General features: G+C 41.4%; 15 protein-coding genes. 9 read left to right on the forward strand and 6 right to left on the reverse strand.

Annotation, left to right across the window (positions count from 1 at the left end):
• Window positions 1-115: 115 nt before the first annotated feature.
• Window positions 116-871: a metallophosphoesterase family protein gene (locus RMZ42_RS29955; protein ID WP_322674837.1), complete on the forward strand. Its 756-nt coding sequence runs from the start codon at window positions 116-118 to the stop codon at window positions 869-871.
• Window positions 872-1,077: 206 nt separating this feature from the next.
• Here the strand turns inward: RMZ42_RS29955 and RMZ42_RS29960 are convergent, their stop codons facing one another.
• Complete coding sequence (locus tag RMZ42_RS29960; RefSeq protein WP_322674838.1) at window positions 1,078-1,941, reverse strand: M48 family metallopeptidase; 864 nt, start codon at window positions 1,939-1,941, stop codon at window positions 1,078-1,080.
• Window positions 1,942-2,427: 486 nt separating this feature from the next.
• Between RMZ42_RS29960 and RMZ42_RS29965 the strand changes: the two genes are divergently transcribed.
• Entirely contained in the window at window positions 2,428-2,961 is a 534-nt protein-coding gene (locus RMZ42_RS29965) for a DUF4330 domain-containing protein (protein ID WP_322674839.1), read from the forward strand.
• A gap of 126 nt (window positions 2,962-3,087) precedes the next feature.
• Here the strand turns inward: RMZ42_RS29965 and RMZ42_RS29970 are convergent, their stop codons facing one another.
• Window positions 3,088-3,984, reverse strand: coding sequence for an alpha/beta hydrolase (locus RMZ42_RS29970; protein ID WP_322674840.1), 897 nt, complete (start codon window positions 3,982-3,984; stop codon window positions 3,088-3,090).
• 612 nt (window positions 3,985-4,596) lie between these two features.
• Here RMZ42_RS29970 and RMZ42_RS29975 point away from each other — a divergent pair.
• Complete coding sequence (locus RMZ42_RS29975; protein ID WP_322674841.1) at window positions 4,597-5,181, forward strand: hypothetical protein; 585 nt, start codon at window positions 4,597-4,599, stop codon at window positions 5,179-5,181.
• A gap of 186 nt (window positions 5,182-5,367) precedes the next feature.
• Window positions 5,368-6,141, forward strand: a complete 774-nt coding sequence (locus tag RMZ42_RS29980) for an armadillo-type fold-containing protein (protein ID WP_322674842.1) — start codon at window positions 5,368-5,370, stop codon at window positions 6,139-6,141.
• Between the two features lie 109 nt (window positions 6,142-6,250).
• Here the strand turns inward: RMZ42_RS29980 and ftsE are convergent, their stop codons facing one another.
• Complete coding sequence (gene ftsE, locus RMZ42_RS29985; RefSeq protein WP_322674843.1) at window positions 6,251-6,997, reverse strand: cell division ATP-binding protein FtsE; 747 nt, start codon at window positions 6,995-6,997, stop codon at window positions 6,251-6,253.
• Window positions 6,998-7,293: 296 nt separating this feature from the next.
• Window positions 7,294-8,049, reverse strand: a complete 756-nt coding sequence (locus RMZ42_RS29990; protein WP_322674844.1) for a WecB/TagA/CpsF family glycosyltransferase — start codon at window positions 8,047-8,049, stop codon at window positions 7,294-7,296.
• A gap of 424 nt (window positions 8,050-8,473) precedes the next feature.
• On the opposite strand from RMZ42_RS29990, the gene RMZ42_RS29995 reads away from it, so the two are divergent.
• From RMZ42_RS29995 to RMZ42_RS30005, 3 genes are all read left to right on the forward strand, one after another.
• Window positions 8,474-9,193 (forward strand): response regulator transcription factor, encoded by a 720-nt coding sequence (locus RMZ42_RS29995; RefSeq protein WP_322674845.1) that lies wholly within the window; start codon window positions 8,474-8,476, stop codon window positions 9,191-9,193.
• A 163-nt stretch (window positions 9,194-9,356) separates the two neighbouring features.
• Window positions 9,357-11,030: a SpoIIE family protein phosphatase gene (locus tag RMZ42_RS30000; protein ID WP_322674846.1), complete on the forward strand. Its 1,674-nt coding sequence runs from the start codon at window positions 9,357-9,359 to the stop codon at window positions 11,028-11,030.
• A 3-nt stretch (window positions 11,031-11,033) separates the two neighbouring features.
• Window positions 11,034-11,459, forward strand: coding sequence for an anti-sigma regulatory factor (locus RMZ42_RS30005; RefSeq protein WP_322674847.1), 426 nt, complete (start codon window positions 11,034-11,036; stop codon window positions 11,457-11,459).
• A 281-nt stretch (window positions 11,460-11,740) separates the two neighbouring features.
• Here RMZ42_RS30005 and RMZ42_RS30010 read toward each other — a convergent pair whose 3' ends face one another.
• Window positions 11,741-12,172, reverse strand: a complete 432-nt coding sequence (locus tag RMZ42_RS30010; protein WP_322674848.1) for a ketosteroid isomerase family protein — start codon at window positions 12,170-12,172, stop codon at window positions 11,741-11,743.
• Between the two features lie 238 nt (window positions 12,173-12,410).
• Here RMZ42_RS30010 and queG point away from each other — a divergent pair, with 238 nt between their 5' ends.
• Both queG and RMZ42_RS30020 read left to right on the forward strand, forming a co-directional pair.
• Window positions 12,411-13,385 carry a tRNA epoxyqueuosine(34) reductase QueG gene (gene queG / locus RMZ42_RS30015; RefSeq protein ID WP_322674849.1) on the forward strand — a complete coding sequence of 325 codons (975 nt, stop codon included), beginning with the start codon at window positions 12,411-12,413 and terminating at the stop codon, window positions 13,383-13,385.
• Window positions 13,360-13,995, forward strand: a complete 636-nt coding sequence (locus RMZ42_RS30020) for an HAD-IA family hydrolase (protein ID WP_322674850.1) — start codon at window positions 13,360-13,362, stop codon at window positions 13,993-13,995. Before queG ends, RMZ42_RS30020 begins: the two co-directional genes overlap by 26 nt.
• A 145-nt stretch (window positions 13,996-14,140) precedes the next feature.
• Here RMZ42_RS30020 and RMZ42_RS30025 read toward each other — a convergent pair whose 3' ends face one another.
• Window positions 14,141-14,518, reverse strand: coding sequence for a hypothetical protein (locus tag RMZ42_RS30025; protein WP_322674851.1), 378 nt, complete (start codon window positions 14,516-14,518; stop codon window positions 14,141-14,143).
• Between the last annotated feature and the right edge of the window lie 66 nt (window positions 14,519-14,584).

Here is a 14,584-nt window from a genome sequence, read left to right on the forward strand (position 1 = left end):
GTACAAAAATTAAATTAAAATAAGCATTATCCAGTATTTTTACCTTTCATTGCGGAAACCAGACAGCGTAAACTGTAGCAGAAGTATTAGCCAAAACTATTGCAGCTAAGAGACAATGAGCGAAATTAGCCCCAGACGAATTGTAATTGGGGATGTGCATGGACACTATGAAGGTTTAATGACACTGTTGGAGGCGATCGCCCCCACGTCAGAAGATCGAGTCTATTTTCTGGGAGACTTAATCGATCGCGGCCCTCATAGCGCACAAGTAGTTAATTTTGTCAAACAAAATAACTACCCATGTTTGTTGGGAAATCATGAGCAGATGTTATTAAGCATTCTGACGAATGAAAGGACTTCCTCCTCGACCATGCAAGCATGGCTGTTTGGGGGAGGGCAAGCTACCGTGGCCAGTTACCAAGAGGCTCCAATTCCTGATGACCATCTGGATTGGTTAAAAGCTTTGCCTACATACCTTGACTTGGGAGATATTTGGTTAACTCATGCTGGTGTTGACCCTTCCAAGTCGGTGGCAGAACAAACTGCCGATGAACTGTGCTGGATACGAGAGGAATTTCACAGCATTGAAAAACCCTACTTTCCAGATAAGCAAATTATCATCGGTCACACCATTACCTTTACCCTGCCAGGTGTTTCTCCTGGTAAACTGGCCCAAGGAAAGGGATGGCTAGACATAGATACTGGCGCTTATCATCCCCGGAGTGGCTGGTTGACTGGACTAGATGTGACAAATCAGTTGGTTTATCAAGTTAATATCTTTAAAAACTATATCCGTACCCTGCCTTTAGAAGAGGTTGTAAGTACAGTCGATCCAGCCAAAATTAAAGTCGATCGCCGCAATAGGAATTGAGCAATGTTTGAAATGAGGGAGATGAGGGGACAAGGGGACAAGGAGATAAACAAAACTCCTAACTCCTAACTCAGCACTCAGCACGGGCTAAACGCCCCGCTACCGCTAACAGCACTCAGCACTCAGCACTCCTAACGCCCAATGCCCCATACTTCGGCTACGCTCAGTACAAGTGCCCAATGCCCAATGCCCCATGCCCAATTTCCTCAAGACCTTACTAATGGTCGAATATTTGCTTTATAACTAGCATTATCCAAGCCAGATTTTCCATTACTAGGTTGAGAGTTAATTGCACGTCTGAGGGCATCAATGCGATCGCTGGTTCCGGGGTGTGTACTCAAAAATGTCGGACTGGAACCACCCTTTTTCAGCAGCTTTTGCATAAAAGAGACCATTGCTGACTGGGCATAACCAGTACGTGTCAAAGTTCGTAGTCCTCTTTGATCGGCCTCAAATTCGTTTTTACGACTGCGTGGTAAGTCTCGCGCTAACTGTACACCAATTTGCACTGCGGAATTTCGATCTAAGCCAGCCGCCGTTAATAGACCGCTTTCGAGGGCTTTTTGCTGCATTTGCTTGACTACGTGTTTCCCGCCAATATGACCGATTTCATGGGCGAGTACACTTGCGAGTTCCGCTTCATTGTCTGCGGTTTTCAGCAAACCCGTGTGGACATATACATAGCCGCCCAAGGTCGCAAAGGCGTTAATAGCGTCATCCTCAACTATCTGAAAAGTATAGGGGAGATCGGGGCGATCGCTATTCGCTGCTAAACGCCGACCAACTTGTTCTACATAACGATTCACTTCGGGATTGCGGTAAAGTCGGACTTGACTGCCGACCAATTCCTGATTAATCTGCTTACCAAGATCAACTTCTTGATTAGGGGATATATTAGAAAGCTGAAATGCCTGAACTCCTTGGAGTAAAAGAGGTAAGAAATCTAAAGTTCTTCCAGGCAAGGGTGTACTCAGGCACAGACTCAGGGCGACTACCACTGAAATTAGGGGATAAAACCAGCGACGCCGCCATACACGGTAATTTGCAGCAAAACCTTTCCAATTGAACATAATACGCTTTGAAGATTATTTTGGAAGAACATAAAATGAGGGGACAAATTATGAGACGGATTTAGAGTATTCTAAGTTGCATTCTTAACTCAATATCAAAGGAGTTGTTATACAGATAATCTTGACTCAAATCGACCGAACTGCGGGAGGCTAGAGATTCTCTCTAGAGATAGCCCTAAACACTAGATTTTACTTTCTAGGCGCGTAAGTATTACAGCAGAATTCAGAATTCAAGAGTCAAACACGCTTTATATATGGGTAACAGACGCGAGCTTGTGTACCTTACTTTCCTTGAAATCTGCTATAACAGGTAAAATTTTCAGGGTTAGCTGCCGACTCTTCGGAAATTACGAACTCGTGATAAACTGTCGCATAACTGCAACCCTTGAATACTTTGAGTTATTACCAAATAGGGAAAATTACTGTTTCCATCGTAAACTTTCTAGCTACAATCCATTACTTCGTTATTAACTCGGAAAACTTTTTATGGCTATTTTAGATTCAAAAGGTCGCTTGTTTGGCAAAATCAATCTCCTAGATTTAGGTGCTTTACTGGTAATTTTGCTAGTTATCTTTGGCATCTTTATTTTTCCTGGCACTTCTGGTTCTGTTGCCCAAGTTGGCGCGAAAACAGTACCCATAGAAGTAGACTTAGTAGTTCGTGGTTTGAATGTACGCGACCCGGAAAAATTAATCGACAATGGTTTAAAAAAGGGTGGGAAAACCAATGTGATTATCCGCAATCAGCCATACGGACAGATTGAAATTAAATCTATTCAACAGCTACCTAGAACAATCAATGTCTTCCAACCGGATGGTACTGTTAAAGAACTGCCAGATCCAAAAAGAAACAATTATAGTGCAGATTTTCTTTTGACTTTAGATGGTAAAGCCCAAGTTACTGAAAGCGGGCCAGTTTTGGGTAACAGTAAAGTGAAAATTGGGATGCCATTTGAGTTAGAAGGCTTTAACTACAACTTCAATGCAACTGTCATTGATATCAGATTGAAAGACAAATAGTATATCACTTTTGTTGATAATATTTTCTCTAGAAATCTTATTAAACATCTGTTGAAAAAGAATGTAGAGACGCGTTAGGAAAGCAAGGCGAAAGCCCAGTCCAATTTTGCGTCTCTACTACTCATGTTAATTAAGCAAAGGCAAAAATTTGCGAATTAACCCAATTGTCACTGCTGGCAATTCTAACTGTGGTGTCAATCCGACATCTTCCAACTGTTGAAAAAATCGGATCGCTAAGGGATTGATTTCAGCAAGGCGGCGACCAATTGAGGGGCCTGTAAATTGCGACTTTTGTCCCCAAATAATCGCAGTGGGAGTGACTAATTGTTGAATGTAAAGGGATAAATCAAAGCACAAATCGCCACGTACAAAGGACAGTGCTGCATACTCAGCATTAGGTTGTTGGGCAGATTCTAGATAAGCATCTACAATTTCTTCGTAAACTCGATTCGATTGAGCAAATTGCCGTTGTTCTAAAAAGCTGCGAATACCACCACTAGTAGCAATTCCAGTGCTGTAAAGTAAACGATCGACAATGGGAACGCTAACTAACTGGGCAAAAAAACTCCTAGAGTAGTCTTCGCCAAAGTCAGAAAGTCCGGCGGGGGTAGTAAGAATTAAAGACTTAAATAAATCAGGATGATTTGCTGCTACCTGAATTGTAAATGCTGCGGTCAAAGAAGAAGCGATCGCTGTTACTGGCCCAGTACAAGTCTGCTCGAAAAACTCCCGAATCGTAATCAAATAATCCTCAATTTTATAACTCCGTGCTGGATGTTCAGACCTACCCCAACCGAGTAAATCTGGCGCAATGACCCGATATTCAGCCGCAAAAGCCGGATAAACTTTCGACCACTCATAAGCAGAAGACCCACCACCAAAGCCGTGCAAGAATACCAAAGTTTCGCGATCGTCTTTGGCAGTCACATTATCCTCCCAAGGCGCTCCAGCAGCAGTATAATATACCATTCTACCTAGTGAGGTATTTATAGAGCGTTGTTCAAATCCTAGTGGTTGAAACATAAGTTTTTTTGTTGACTGTAGTGATTCGTTGGCACAAGTAAGACACGATACCTGGGGCGCAGGCGCACGAAGAGAAGATTCGATAATTTCTGTGCCTCCCCTTTAGTCACCCTAGATGTTTACCGCATTCAGTGCTGAGTAAATTAAAAAGCACTTAATATTTGTGTACTTAGTAAGAGCAACGTCCTTTATAGGCAGTCTTTTCACTCAGCACTGTTCATGTGTCTAGTTCAAACTCCCCACTCATTGTTATTATCAGCGAACCAATCACTCTCAGACTTCTCGCTAGCGTCAGATTAAGTAGATATAAAATTACTGGATTACTTGTAAAGATTTGGTGCTTTTTTTCATAAAAATAAAGTAACTGAACGTTGAAATTACTGTTTTATAAGGGTTTTTCATGGTAGCGAGGATCGCTCCAGCGTGAATCCAGCATAAGTTTTTATGGTAGTCTATCAAAAAACCGATAAATAATTTTGAGCGTCAACACATCAAAAATAGTTAAAACGCTTATTTTAATAAGCTGTTAATTCTACTTATACATGTAGAAATCACAGCTTTTGATGTATAACTAATCTGATTTTTATCTAAGTAATAGTAAGGCGGGATGTCATGGTAAAGCAGGCTACTCTTCAATCAAATAAACTACCAACGATTGAAGACGCTAAATTTGCGCTTGACAACTTGAATATACAAAACGAAATTAAAGCTTCAGCTAGGCGGGGAGAGGTCGAACCAGCTCTTGATACTGCCAGACTTACTGTACCTACTTGTATTTGTTTAGACCTAGAAGACTTGAAGTGTTTTGAAGCGGTAGAGCGCCAATATGAACGTTGGGGAGTCCTTTTTCACAATACTCTAGCAATACAGCCATCAAATCCAGCATTTCCAACCTATTCAGGGCTAATAGTCTTAATGGGAGCGCCCAAAAGCGGATTTTTAGAAGCTACTTTCTTGCGTCCCGTGAACTCGGTTAGCGCCTTTGTGACTAGTTCGCAACGGCTAGTGCTTTCCGCTTACGATCGCGATCGGCAACTACTCGCTCAAACTGCACTACCAGGCTCTAATCTTGCCAATTCCGATTCGGCAATTTCCCCCAATACCTTATTATCTATAAATGTGAATAACATTTACAGCGTTACCTTTTGTACTTTTGATGGGCAATTCACCCTTGATAACTTTCGTTTTTGTCTTTAATTAAGACTTACGTACAAAATGCCCTTGCTCTGAGCGATTGAAAATGGTATGTTAATTGGCGCTGTGCTGTATTAGTCTACTATCTGTCTATAAAATCGGGCATTTTGTGATTTGAGCCTTCATTCTTTCTTCATCCATAGTAAAACTTATACAATAGGTAATTTCATAATCAAGTAGGTAAACACTGTGGCACAGGCTTCGTCTTCTTGGCAGCAATTGATCAACCAAATCCCCAACTGGAACTGGTCGCTTCCAAAATTCAAGACAAAGGGAGCCATAAAGCAGCAAACATTTAAACGTTTCTCTGGCCCTGGGGGCTTTCTTGGGTTCCTGACAATTATCATTGCCATGTTGTTGTGGAACTGGAAACTGCTACTGGCTCTTTTTATCGGCATTGGAGTAATGGTATTGGTTTACTCAATGCAAGAGTGGGACTGGCAATTGCGCTGGTCTAAAATACGTAAGTTCTTAAATAGTTCAAATCGTCGGTTAGTTTTAGCAGTCATCAGTGGCGGTATTGCTACTGTCAGCACTTACATGGCAGCGGCAATATGGGTCGACTCTCACAGTCACTGGATTGCTGCTGGTGCGATCGCGCAAGCTGTGGGAACCCTGTTAACTTTAATTTTATTGGTATGGCAAATTGTCAACTTCTATGAAAATCGAGAAGAAGACCACCTCGATCGCTTGTTGATGAATTTAACAGAAAAAGATCCATTGAAGCGGTTGATTGCTCTAGGTCAACTAAGTAAATTCATCAGCCGTAAGCGAGTTGACTCTTCAGTGCAGCAAGATATTGTCCAATGCTTGCAACTCCTACTCAGCCGAGAGGAAGAAGTTGTAGTGCGAGAGGCAGCTTTTAAGAGTTTACAAGCCTGCGATCGCCTACAAGTGCTACCCCTCAAAACACCAGTACCTTTCGTACCCGTATCATCAAAAGTCAAACACCACGTTTATTAGTTATTTGTCATTTGTCATTTGTCATTTGTCCTTGGTTAAACGACTAGTCCTAATTAATGCCCAATGCCCAATGCTCAATGCCCAATGTCCCATGCCCAATGCCCAACACTTATTTTCGAGACAACGTTCCATTACGAACTTGCACTACCGGATGATTGCACCGCCGTACCAATTGTTCATCGTGGGTGGTGACAATTACCGTAGCCCCAAAGGAATTTAACTTCTGGAGAATCTGGATTACTTGCCAGGAATTATCGGGATCGAGATTTCCAGTAGGTTCATCGGCCAACAGTAGGGGTGGTGTACCAACGATCGCACGGGCAATACTCACCCGTTGCTGTTCTCCCCCAGAAAGTTGATCTGGAAAGCAGTCAGCTTTACTCAGCAAACCTACCAGCTTTAAGGTTGGTTCTAAACGTCGTTGAATTTCTTTACGGGTATACCCTTGGGCTTGCAATACAAAAGTGACATTTTCTGCTACTGTTCGTTGGTTAATCAGTTTGTAGTCTTGAAACACAATACCAATTCGTCGCCGCAATAATGACAAGCGATCGCCCCGCAAATCGGCTACATTACATCCATCAACAATTACTTCTCCCTGTGTAGGAAACTCCTGGCCATACAGCAGTTTCAAGAGCGTTGATTTACCAGAACCACTTGGCCCCGTGATAAACAGAAATTCTCCCTTTTTGACCTCAAGGTCAGCATTTAATAAGGCGTGAGTGCCGTTAGCATAAGTCTTGCTTACAGATTGCAATTGTATTTTAGTTGTAGTATTGCTACCGTGCTGTTGAGTTTCACTGTCTTCTCCACGAACGGAAAAGTCTTTCTTAACTTGAGTTGTTAATACTGGCATTGTTAAATTTTCCTCATACCCACAACTAAACAGTTTGACTGCTTAGAGGTGACATTCTCCCCAAAATAAGGATTCCCAGGTTTCGCCTGGGAATTTAAATTTCAACAAAGAAAATTTAAAAATTTTTCAAGACTTTAATACTTACTAAGTAATAACGCCCAGAATTGGGCATAGGGCATTGGGCATTGGGCATTGGGACAGTCTTACACAGAGATAGTATTTGATCTTTTTTTGCGTCGCCACGCCACGTCTCTTCATCCCCATACCCATGCCCTATGACGCCACTTGCTCCACTCTTAACTAATTGCACCCTTTGCTGTCAAACGATAAACAAACGCTTTCACAGCAAAAGCTGGCAAAGCCAACATCCGCCGCCAGCGCCAAGGTTCTTGATAAAGGCGATACAACCATTCCAAATTATTATTTCCTAACCAGGCGGGAGCGCGAGTTTTAGTTCCCGACCAAATATCAAAACTACCACCAACGCCAATCCAAATTGCTTGGGGACACAAATGGCGGTTTTCGGCAATCCATAACTCTTGACGCGGCACTCCCAAACCAACAAAAATCACTTGTGGCTGCAATTGAGCCAGAGTTTGTCGCAATTGTGCTTCTTCTTCTGGAGAATGGTAGCCTGAGTGAGTGCCGACTATATTCAAATCTGGAATTTGCTGCTGCCAAAAATCTGCCGCATTTGCCGCCACTCCAGGCGCTCCTCCATAGAAAAATATTTTTGTCCCTGTCTTTTGTTGCCCAAGTGCTTGCAAAAGTTTTTCTGCTAATTCAATCCCTGGAAACCGCTGCACTTTTTGCCATAACAGCCATCGTAAATACAGAACAACTCCAGCTCCATCTGGAATCACCAGTTCAGCATTTTTAATCACCTGAGCTAATAATTGATTTCGCTCTGCCTGCATAGTCATTTCTGCATTGAGCGTTACGACATGAGTTCCTCTGCCTGTGTGCAGGCATTCTAACAACCAGCCTGGATAGTCAGCCATCACATGAACTGGTATTCCCAACACTGAAAATGCTTGATTGCCGTTAGACATAGCCTATTCTTAAGTAATACTCACACCAGATTTTGCATGAATGTTAAGTTTATCAAATTTTTTTATATTAGAACTTAGGCAAAAGAGATTCCCCTTTGCCCTGCAACGAGAGTAAGCATAATTAAACTAAATAGACATAATAGTGAACAAGAATGTATATACGCAGCCCTGCTACGTAATATATAAGGGTTTTAGATAATACATAATTAATTTCACTCCTTTGTCTATTAATCTTGGGCGCTTGTACTTGGGCTGAACCAGTCCAACTTTTATTGTTAAAGTGTAATATTCACTCAGTATAAAACGCTCAACTCGCAACTCTGGTTCCGGGAATAGAAGCTCCCACTATACTGCTTGCAGCTAGTGTGGGAGTATGTCACGAAACTCGACTTTATGGTTATAGTGTAACGGGCTGAAGTTGGCTATGAGTAAAATTCGTATCGCTCTGATTGAAGACCATGACCTAACTCGTGTGGGTATTCGTACAGCACTACAGCAAAAGGATGAAATTGAAGTTGTAGGTGAAGCTGCTAATGCTGCTGAGGGTCTAAAAATGTTAAAAATGCTACAACCAGATATTGCCATTGTCGATATTGGTTTACCAGATAAGGATGGCATTGAGTTAACACGGGAGGTAAAATCTACTACTAATGGCCAGCAGCTACTTACAAAAGTATTAATTTTGACGCTGCGGGATAACAAAGAAGCGGTGTTGGCAGCTTTTGCCGCTGGTGCAGACTCTTACTGTATGAAAGATATCAAATTTGATAATTTGCTGGAAGCAGTACGAGTAACTTACAATGGCAACGCCTGGATCGATCCAGCGATCGCTCGGATTGTATTACAACAAGCGCAACAAAATCCTCAAAAGTTGGAATCGGCTTTGGTCGATTCCAAGACTATTGCTCCTAACCCTGATTCTTTTGAGAATCTGGAAGAAATTCAACCTTACACCCTGACAGAAAGGGAATTGGAAGTGTTACAGTTGATTGTCGAAGGTTGTAGTAATGCAGTAATTGCGGAAAGACTTTACATCACAGTTGGCACTGTTAAAACTCACGTTCGCAATATTTTGAATAAGCTATGTGCCGATGACCGTACCCAAGCAGCAGTCCGCGCCTTGCGTTCTGGGTTAGTTGGATAAATTTAATTTTGGTGTGGATCGATTGAGGATAATCAAGGGAAACTCACAACTTTGAAAAGTTATATTTTCAAAGTGAATGGCTTTTCTGGTTTTCTCTTATTTATTAGGTGGGATAAACATCATGTTATCTCGCCATTCAAATATATAAAAATAAAAGTCAAATATGGCTGAAATTGGTACGGACAAACTTAAGCTCATGGTGGTAGATGATGAGCCAGATAACCTAGATTTACTCTACCGCACTTTTAGGCGAGATTTTCAAGTATATAAAGCCAATCATGCCTTTGGTGCTATGGAAATGTTGGATCAATTTGGCGAGATGGCGGTAATTATTTCTGACCAAAGAATGCCAGAAATGAATGGGACTGAATTTTTTAGTCGCACCGTAGAGCGCTTTCCAGACACGATTCGGATTTTGTTAACTGGTTTTACTGATGTCGAAGATTTGGTAGATGCGATTAACTCCGGTCAGGTATTCAAGTACATTACCAAACCCTGGAATCCAGAACGGCTGAGAAGCTTAGTTGAGCAAGCTACTGATACATATCGCCTAGTTAAGAAGCGCACCCAAGAGTTGCGTCGGGCCCTACGGCGAGAATCTTTGTTTAATGCGGTAACAACAGCAATTCGGGAATCTTTAGACTACGATAGTATGCTGCAAAAAATTGTCGCAACTATTGGAGAAACATTTGAAGCTACCAGTTGCTTACTCAAACCGGTAGAGGGCGATCGCCTCACACAAGACGAGTTTTTCTACCGCGATCCGAAATCTGATGTATTAGATTCCTTTTTCGACTCCAGTGTTTTAATCGAAAAAGTGCTGGAAACCCGTCATTATCAACTCGCTCAAGATATATATAACGGTAATCCTGGTCATCACCTAGTTGTGCCACTTAGCTACCATCAGCATTTGTTGGCTGTGCTAACCCTCCACCAATGGGGACGCGATCGCCCTTGGGAAGACGAAGACATCCAACTAATTGCAGGTGTTGCCGAACAAGCAGCCTTAGCTCTTTCCCAAGCAAAACTCTACCAACGCCTCCAAGAAAAGCAACAGCAGATTCACACTGAGTTAGAGGTGGCTCGGCAAATTCAATACAACCTGCTACGCCAAAGTTTACCTGACATTAAAGGTGTGAAGGTACAAGCTTGCTGCTATCCGGCGCGTGAAGTAGGAGGCGATTTTTTTGAAGTTTTTGTCCATCCTAAAGGTGACTTGTGGTTGGCAGTGGGTGACGTTTCTGGCAAGGGCGTCCCAGCAGCTTTATTTATGGCTAGTATTATTTCAGTTTTGCGCCGAGAATTATCTCAAGAGACACCAGCAGAGCCGAATGTGGTTATGCAGAACCTCAACCACGCTCTCAGTGAAGATTTAATTAGCAACAATTATTTTGTCACTCTTGTGTTAGCTTGTTATACCCCAAGCACAAAAGAACTGGTCTACACCAATGCCGGTCATATTTACCCAATATTATGGTCACGCCAAGGTGCTTTAGCCGAAAATCCCAATTACCTGAAAGTTCGCAGCGTTCCTTTGGGGATTTTGCCTAAGTGGCAGGCACAGTCTGGTCGCTTGGTTCTCGCTGCTGGAGACACATTGTTACTAGCCAGCGATGGAATTACAGAAGCAATGGTATCAAATAATCCTGATTCAACAGTAAAAACTGAGGTTGGGGTTGAGTCATTAAACCGTTCGATGCTGAATCAAGATGGTCTTTGGCAACTCTTACAACAAGAGGAACAACCACTTTCTCTTAACCATTTACTAGCTCGCATCCAGGCAGATAATCACGTTCAAGAAGACGATCAAACTATACTTTCACTGGAGATTTTATAAGTCATGAAAAGTGAGCTTCATGTACCAAGCGATTTGAATTTTCTCAATATTGTTGAAAACTGGTTGTTGGGATGTTTGAAAATTCAGCTAGGGGAATCTGTGGATTGGTCGCGGCAATCAAGTCGTTTGAGACTGGCTTTAGTAGAAGCCTATTCTAATGCAGTCCGTCATGCCCATAAGGATCAACCAAATTTACCCATATTACTGCGTTTAGAAGTGAAAGACCGGGATTTTGCCTTAGAAATTTGGGACTACGGCGAAGGCTTTGACATGTCTAACTACTACGCTCCAAACCCGCTGGAAAAGCAAGAAGGTGGTTATGGTTGGCTGATTATGAATCGTCTCATGGATAAAGTAGATTACAAGTTGCAGGTTAATGGTGCCAACTGTCTGAAGTTAGAAGCTACTTTACCTGAATTAGTCCGATAGACAAAAGTTATACCAATTCAAAATTCAAAATGACGCTCGCGGACTCGCTTGCCGCCGACGCTAACAAAATTCATGCATTAAGAAAGCCAGACATAACAAAGGTATGTCCGTATGTATCTATTGCATTCTTTTTTCAAATTGGTATTACTATTTTTCAAGTCATGCATTTATGAGGAAGAATTCAAAATTCAAAACTCAGGAGTTAAGAGAAAGCCATAAATACTGTGTGAGTAGGTGATAAATATTGGTTTCAAATTTTGCTCTTTTTAGTTATTCGCTATTTACTTTTCACGACGTAAAGTAAGTAACTCTTTCGGGGAAGCTAAAAGTTTGATTCTAGTATAAGAAATTTGCCGTTGTTGGTTGAGGATAAATAGCCACAAGACATTGACACTACACCAGGAAGTTTGGGCTTTGCCTGTTACCTGGACTTGGATATCTCCATTTTCTAAAGTCTCGGCTATTCCTGTGTTCGGGTAAGCTTTGATGTTTTGACCTTCTTGTTTTAAGTAGGCTGCGATCGCATCTGTCCCGACAATATCAGATTCAAATGGCGGACGCATCACACCATCTATCGCAAATAAGGCAGCAGTTGCCTCAAATTCTCCTGCATTTAAGGTTTCAAAATAACGCAGTACACTTGGTTCTGTAATTCCTTCAATCTGAAATTCTTCTTTAAACTGCGCTGGCGATATAAATTCAGCAGAGGTCATAAAATTACCTGTATTATGGTATCTGAATATTAATTTCAATACAAAAATAAGTAAAAAAAAAGCCGCTATTGAAATAGATTGCTACATATTAATAAATCTTCCTAACGATGGAAGTTTTGAACTACTATGCAGTTTAAGACAGGCTACATATGAGCATTTAATAAATCTTAATTAAAGGTAATAGCTAGATCATATATAATTAAAACGCCTTTATTTGGGCAAAATCCAGATAAAAAAAATGAATCAGTATTCTGTAACGAGCAGCAGTCTGGTGAAAGAAAAAGCCAGCGAGTTGGGCTTTCACAAAGTTGGAATTACTGCTGTAGATCGGGTAAATGCCACAGAAGCGCAGAGGTTGCAAGCATGGATTGAACTAGGTTATCACGCTGATATGAAATGGATGGCTAATCCAAAGCGTCAGGATATCCGCTTAGTGATGCCAGAGGTGCGATCGCTAGTGTGTGTAGCGCTGAATTACTACACACCACATCAACGTCCTGAAAGTGAGGAGTACGCCAAAATTTCCCGTTATGGTTGGGGAAGGGATTATCACAAGGTGATGCATAGAAAACTCAAGCAGCTATCTATATGGCTAAAATCACTCGATCCAGGCGTATTGGCTCTTTATTATGCAGATACTGGCCCGGTGCAAGATAAAGTGTTGGCTCAACTTGCCGGAATTGGTTGGATTGCCAAGAATGGTAATGTGATTACACCAGAATATGGCTCTTGGGTATTTTTGGGAGAAGTGTTGACCAATTTAGAATTAGAGAGCGATCGCCCACACACAGAACACTGCGGTACCTGTACTCGTTGTCTTCAGGCTTGTCCCACAGGTGCAATTACTCAGCCTTTTGTTGTCGATGCTAATCGCTGCATTGCTTATCATACCATTGAAAATCGGGACAAAGAATTGCCACAAGCGATCGCACCTCATTTGCAAGGCTGGGTTGCTGGTTGCGATATTTGCCAAGATGTTTGTCCTTGGAATCAACGTTTTTCCCAAACAACTGATATTGAAGAGTTTCAGCCAAATCCAGTGAATATTGCTCCCCACCTGCTAGAATTAGCCCAAATCTCAGATCGGGAGTGGGATAAACGATTTCCAGCATCTGCCTTGCGGCGGATTAAGCCAGAAATGTTACGACGCAACGCCCTAGCTAATCTTGACGCATCCAAGCAGAAGAATGACCCAGAAAGTAATTATTTTTGATTTTGATGGCACAATTGCTGATACAGTAGATGCCCTTGTAAGTATTGCTAATCGTTTAGCTATAGACTTTGGTTATAAACAAATAAGCCCAGAACAATTAGCCTTTCTCAAAGGCTTAACATCTAGGGAAATCATTAAGTACTCAGGAGTTTCTCTATTTAAGATCCCTTTTCTAGTTAAACAAGTTAAAGGGGAATTAAAAAATAAAATACCAGAATTAAAGCCAATTCTGGGTATTAAGGAAGCATTAACAGAACTCCAAAATCAAGGATATAAACTGGGTATTATCACTTCTAATTCTAAAGAAAATGTTACGCAATTCCTCACAATCAATGATTTAAATCACCTATTTGATTTTATCTACTCAGGAATTACAATTTTTGGCAAGACAACTATTATAAATAATGTCTTGAGGCAAAAGCAACTCAAACCTCAAGAGGTTATTTATGTTGGAGATGAAACCAGAGATATAGAAGCATCAAAAAAAGCAAATATCCAAGTGATTGCAGTCACTTGGGGCTTTAATTCACCGGAAGTACTAGCCAAGCAAAATCCAGATTATTTAATTCAGCAACCTAGCGAACTACTAGAAGTGATGAACAGTCGTTAAATAGTCAAAAATCGATAGTGATAATTTTAAAAATTGACAATTGAGCAAAAAAGTAGAGTGGGCAATGTCTCCCAATGGCGATAGTTTCAATTCTTTTATTTTGTGACATTGCCCATCTTACAAAATAGCAAGATATCACGAAAAACTAATTTTTCCGTTCACCCTTTTCCAAAGCTTGTTCTACTAAATCATCACTAACATTAGTTACACCCTCAGCCGGAGAATTTCCAACTTCCTTTGCTGACTCTAGAAAATCATCAGGATTACCAGTTGACTGCGTTTGAGTTTTTGTTTGTTGTGGCTGAGAGGTTTTCTGGTTAGGTGCAGTGGCTGCTTCGGCTGCTGCTGCACCTTTACCTGTGCGGTCAACTTCACTCACGCTGAATTTTTGTGCAGCTGCATAATCAGCATCAAAATCCACCGTTGGCGCTTCTTCTTCACCACTAGCTATGCTATCAGCAGCTAATTGGGCATCCTGGGTGGAAGCTTCATTTAAATTTGGCTTCACTTCTTCATCAGGCATAATTAAAACCTTAAGGTAAATTTTTTATTGCTGGGAAAATTATAGCAAAGTAATGTGCTGCTTCAT

The sequence above is a fragment of the Nostoc sp. DedQUE05 genome, from assembly GCF_034530955.1.
In the GTDB taxonomy this organism is placed as follows: Bacteria; Cyanobacteriota; Cyanobacteriia; order Cyanobacteriales; family Nostocaceae; genus Nostoc.

Excerpts from the sequence above, each read along its gene's own strand:
- queG (WP_322674849.1), top strand. The coding sequence starts at position 12,411 with ATGAATCAGTATTCTGTAACGAGCAGCAGTCTGGTGAAAGAAAAAGCC.
- RMZ42_RS30010 (WP_322674848.1), bottom strand. The coding sequence starts at position 12,172 with ATGACCTCTGCTGAATTTATATCGCCAGCGCAGTTTAAAGAAGAATTT.
- RMZ42_RS30000 (WP_322674846.1), top strand. The coding sequence starts at position 9,357 with ATGGCTGAAATTGGTACGGACAAACTTAAGCTCATGGTGGTAGATGAT.
- ftsE (WP_322674843.1), bottom strand. The coding sequence starts at position 6,997 with ATGCCAGTATTAACAACTCAAGTTAAGAAAGACTTTTCCGTTCGTGGA.
- RMZ42_RS29995 (WP_322674845.1), top strand. The coding sequence starts at position 8,474 with ATGAGTAAAATTCGTATCGCTCTGATTGAAGACCATGACCTAACTCGT.
- RMZ42_RS29955 (WP_322674837.1), top strand. The coding sequence starts at position 116 with ATGAGCGAAATTAGCCCCAGACGAATTGTAATTGGGGATGTGCATGGA.
- RMZ42_RS29975 (WP_322674841.1), top strand. The coding sequence starts at position 4,597 with ATGGTAAAGCAGGCTACTCTTCAATCAAATAAACTACCAACGATTGAA.
- RMZ42_RS29965 (WP_322674839.1), top strand. The coding sequence starts at position 2,428 with ATGGCTATTTTAGATTCAAAAGGTCGCTTGTTTGGCAAAATCAATCTC.
- RMZ42_RS30025 (WP_322674851.1), bottom strand. The coding sequence starts at position 14,518 with ATGCCTGATGAAGAAGTGAAGCCAAATTTAAATGAAGCTTCCACCCAG.
- RMZ42_RS29990 (WP_322674844.1), bottom strand. The coding sequence starts at position 8,049 with ATGTCTAACGGCAATCAAGCATTTTCAGTGTTGGGAATACCAGTTCAT.
- RMZ42_RS29960 (WP_322674838.1), bottom strand. The coding sequence starts at position 1,941 with ATGTTCAATTGGAAAGGTTTTGCTGCAAATTACCGTGTATGGCGGCGT.
- RMZ42_RS30020 (WP_322674850.1), top strand. The coding sequence starts at position 13,360 with ATGACCCAGAAAGTAATTATTTTTGATTTTGATGGCACAATTGCTGAT.
- RMZ42_RS29970 (WP_322674840.1), bottom strand. The coding sequence starts at position 3,984 with ATGTTTCAACCACTAGGATTTGAACAACGCTCTATAAATACCTCACTA.
- RMZ42_RS30005 (WP_322674847.1), top strand. The coding sequence starts at position 11,034 with ATGAAAAGTGAGCTTCATGTACCAAGCGATTTGAATTTTCTCAATATT.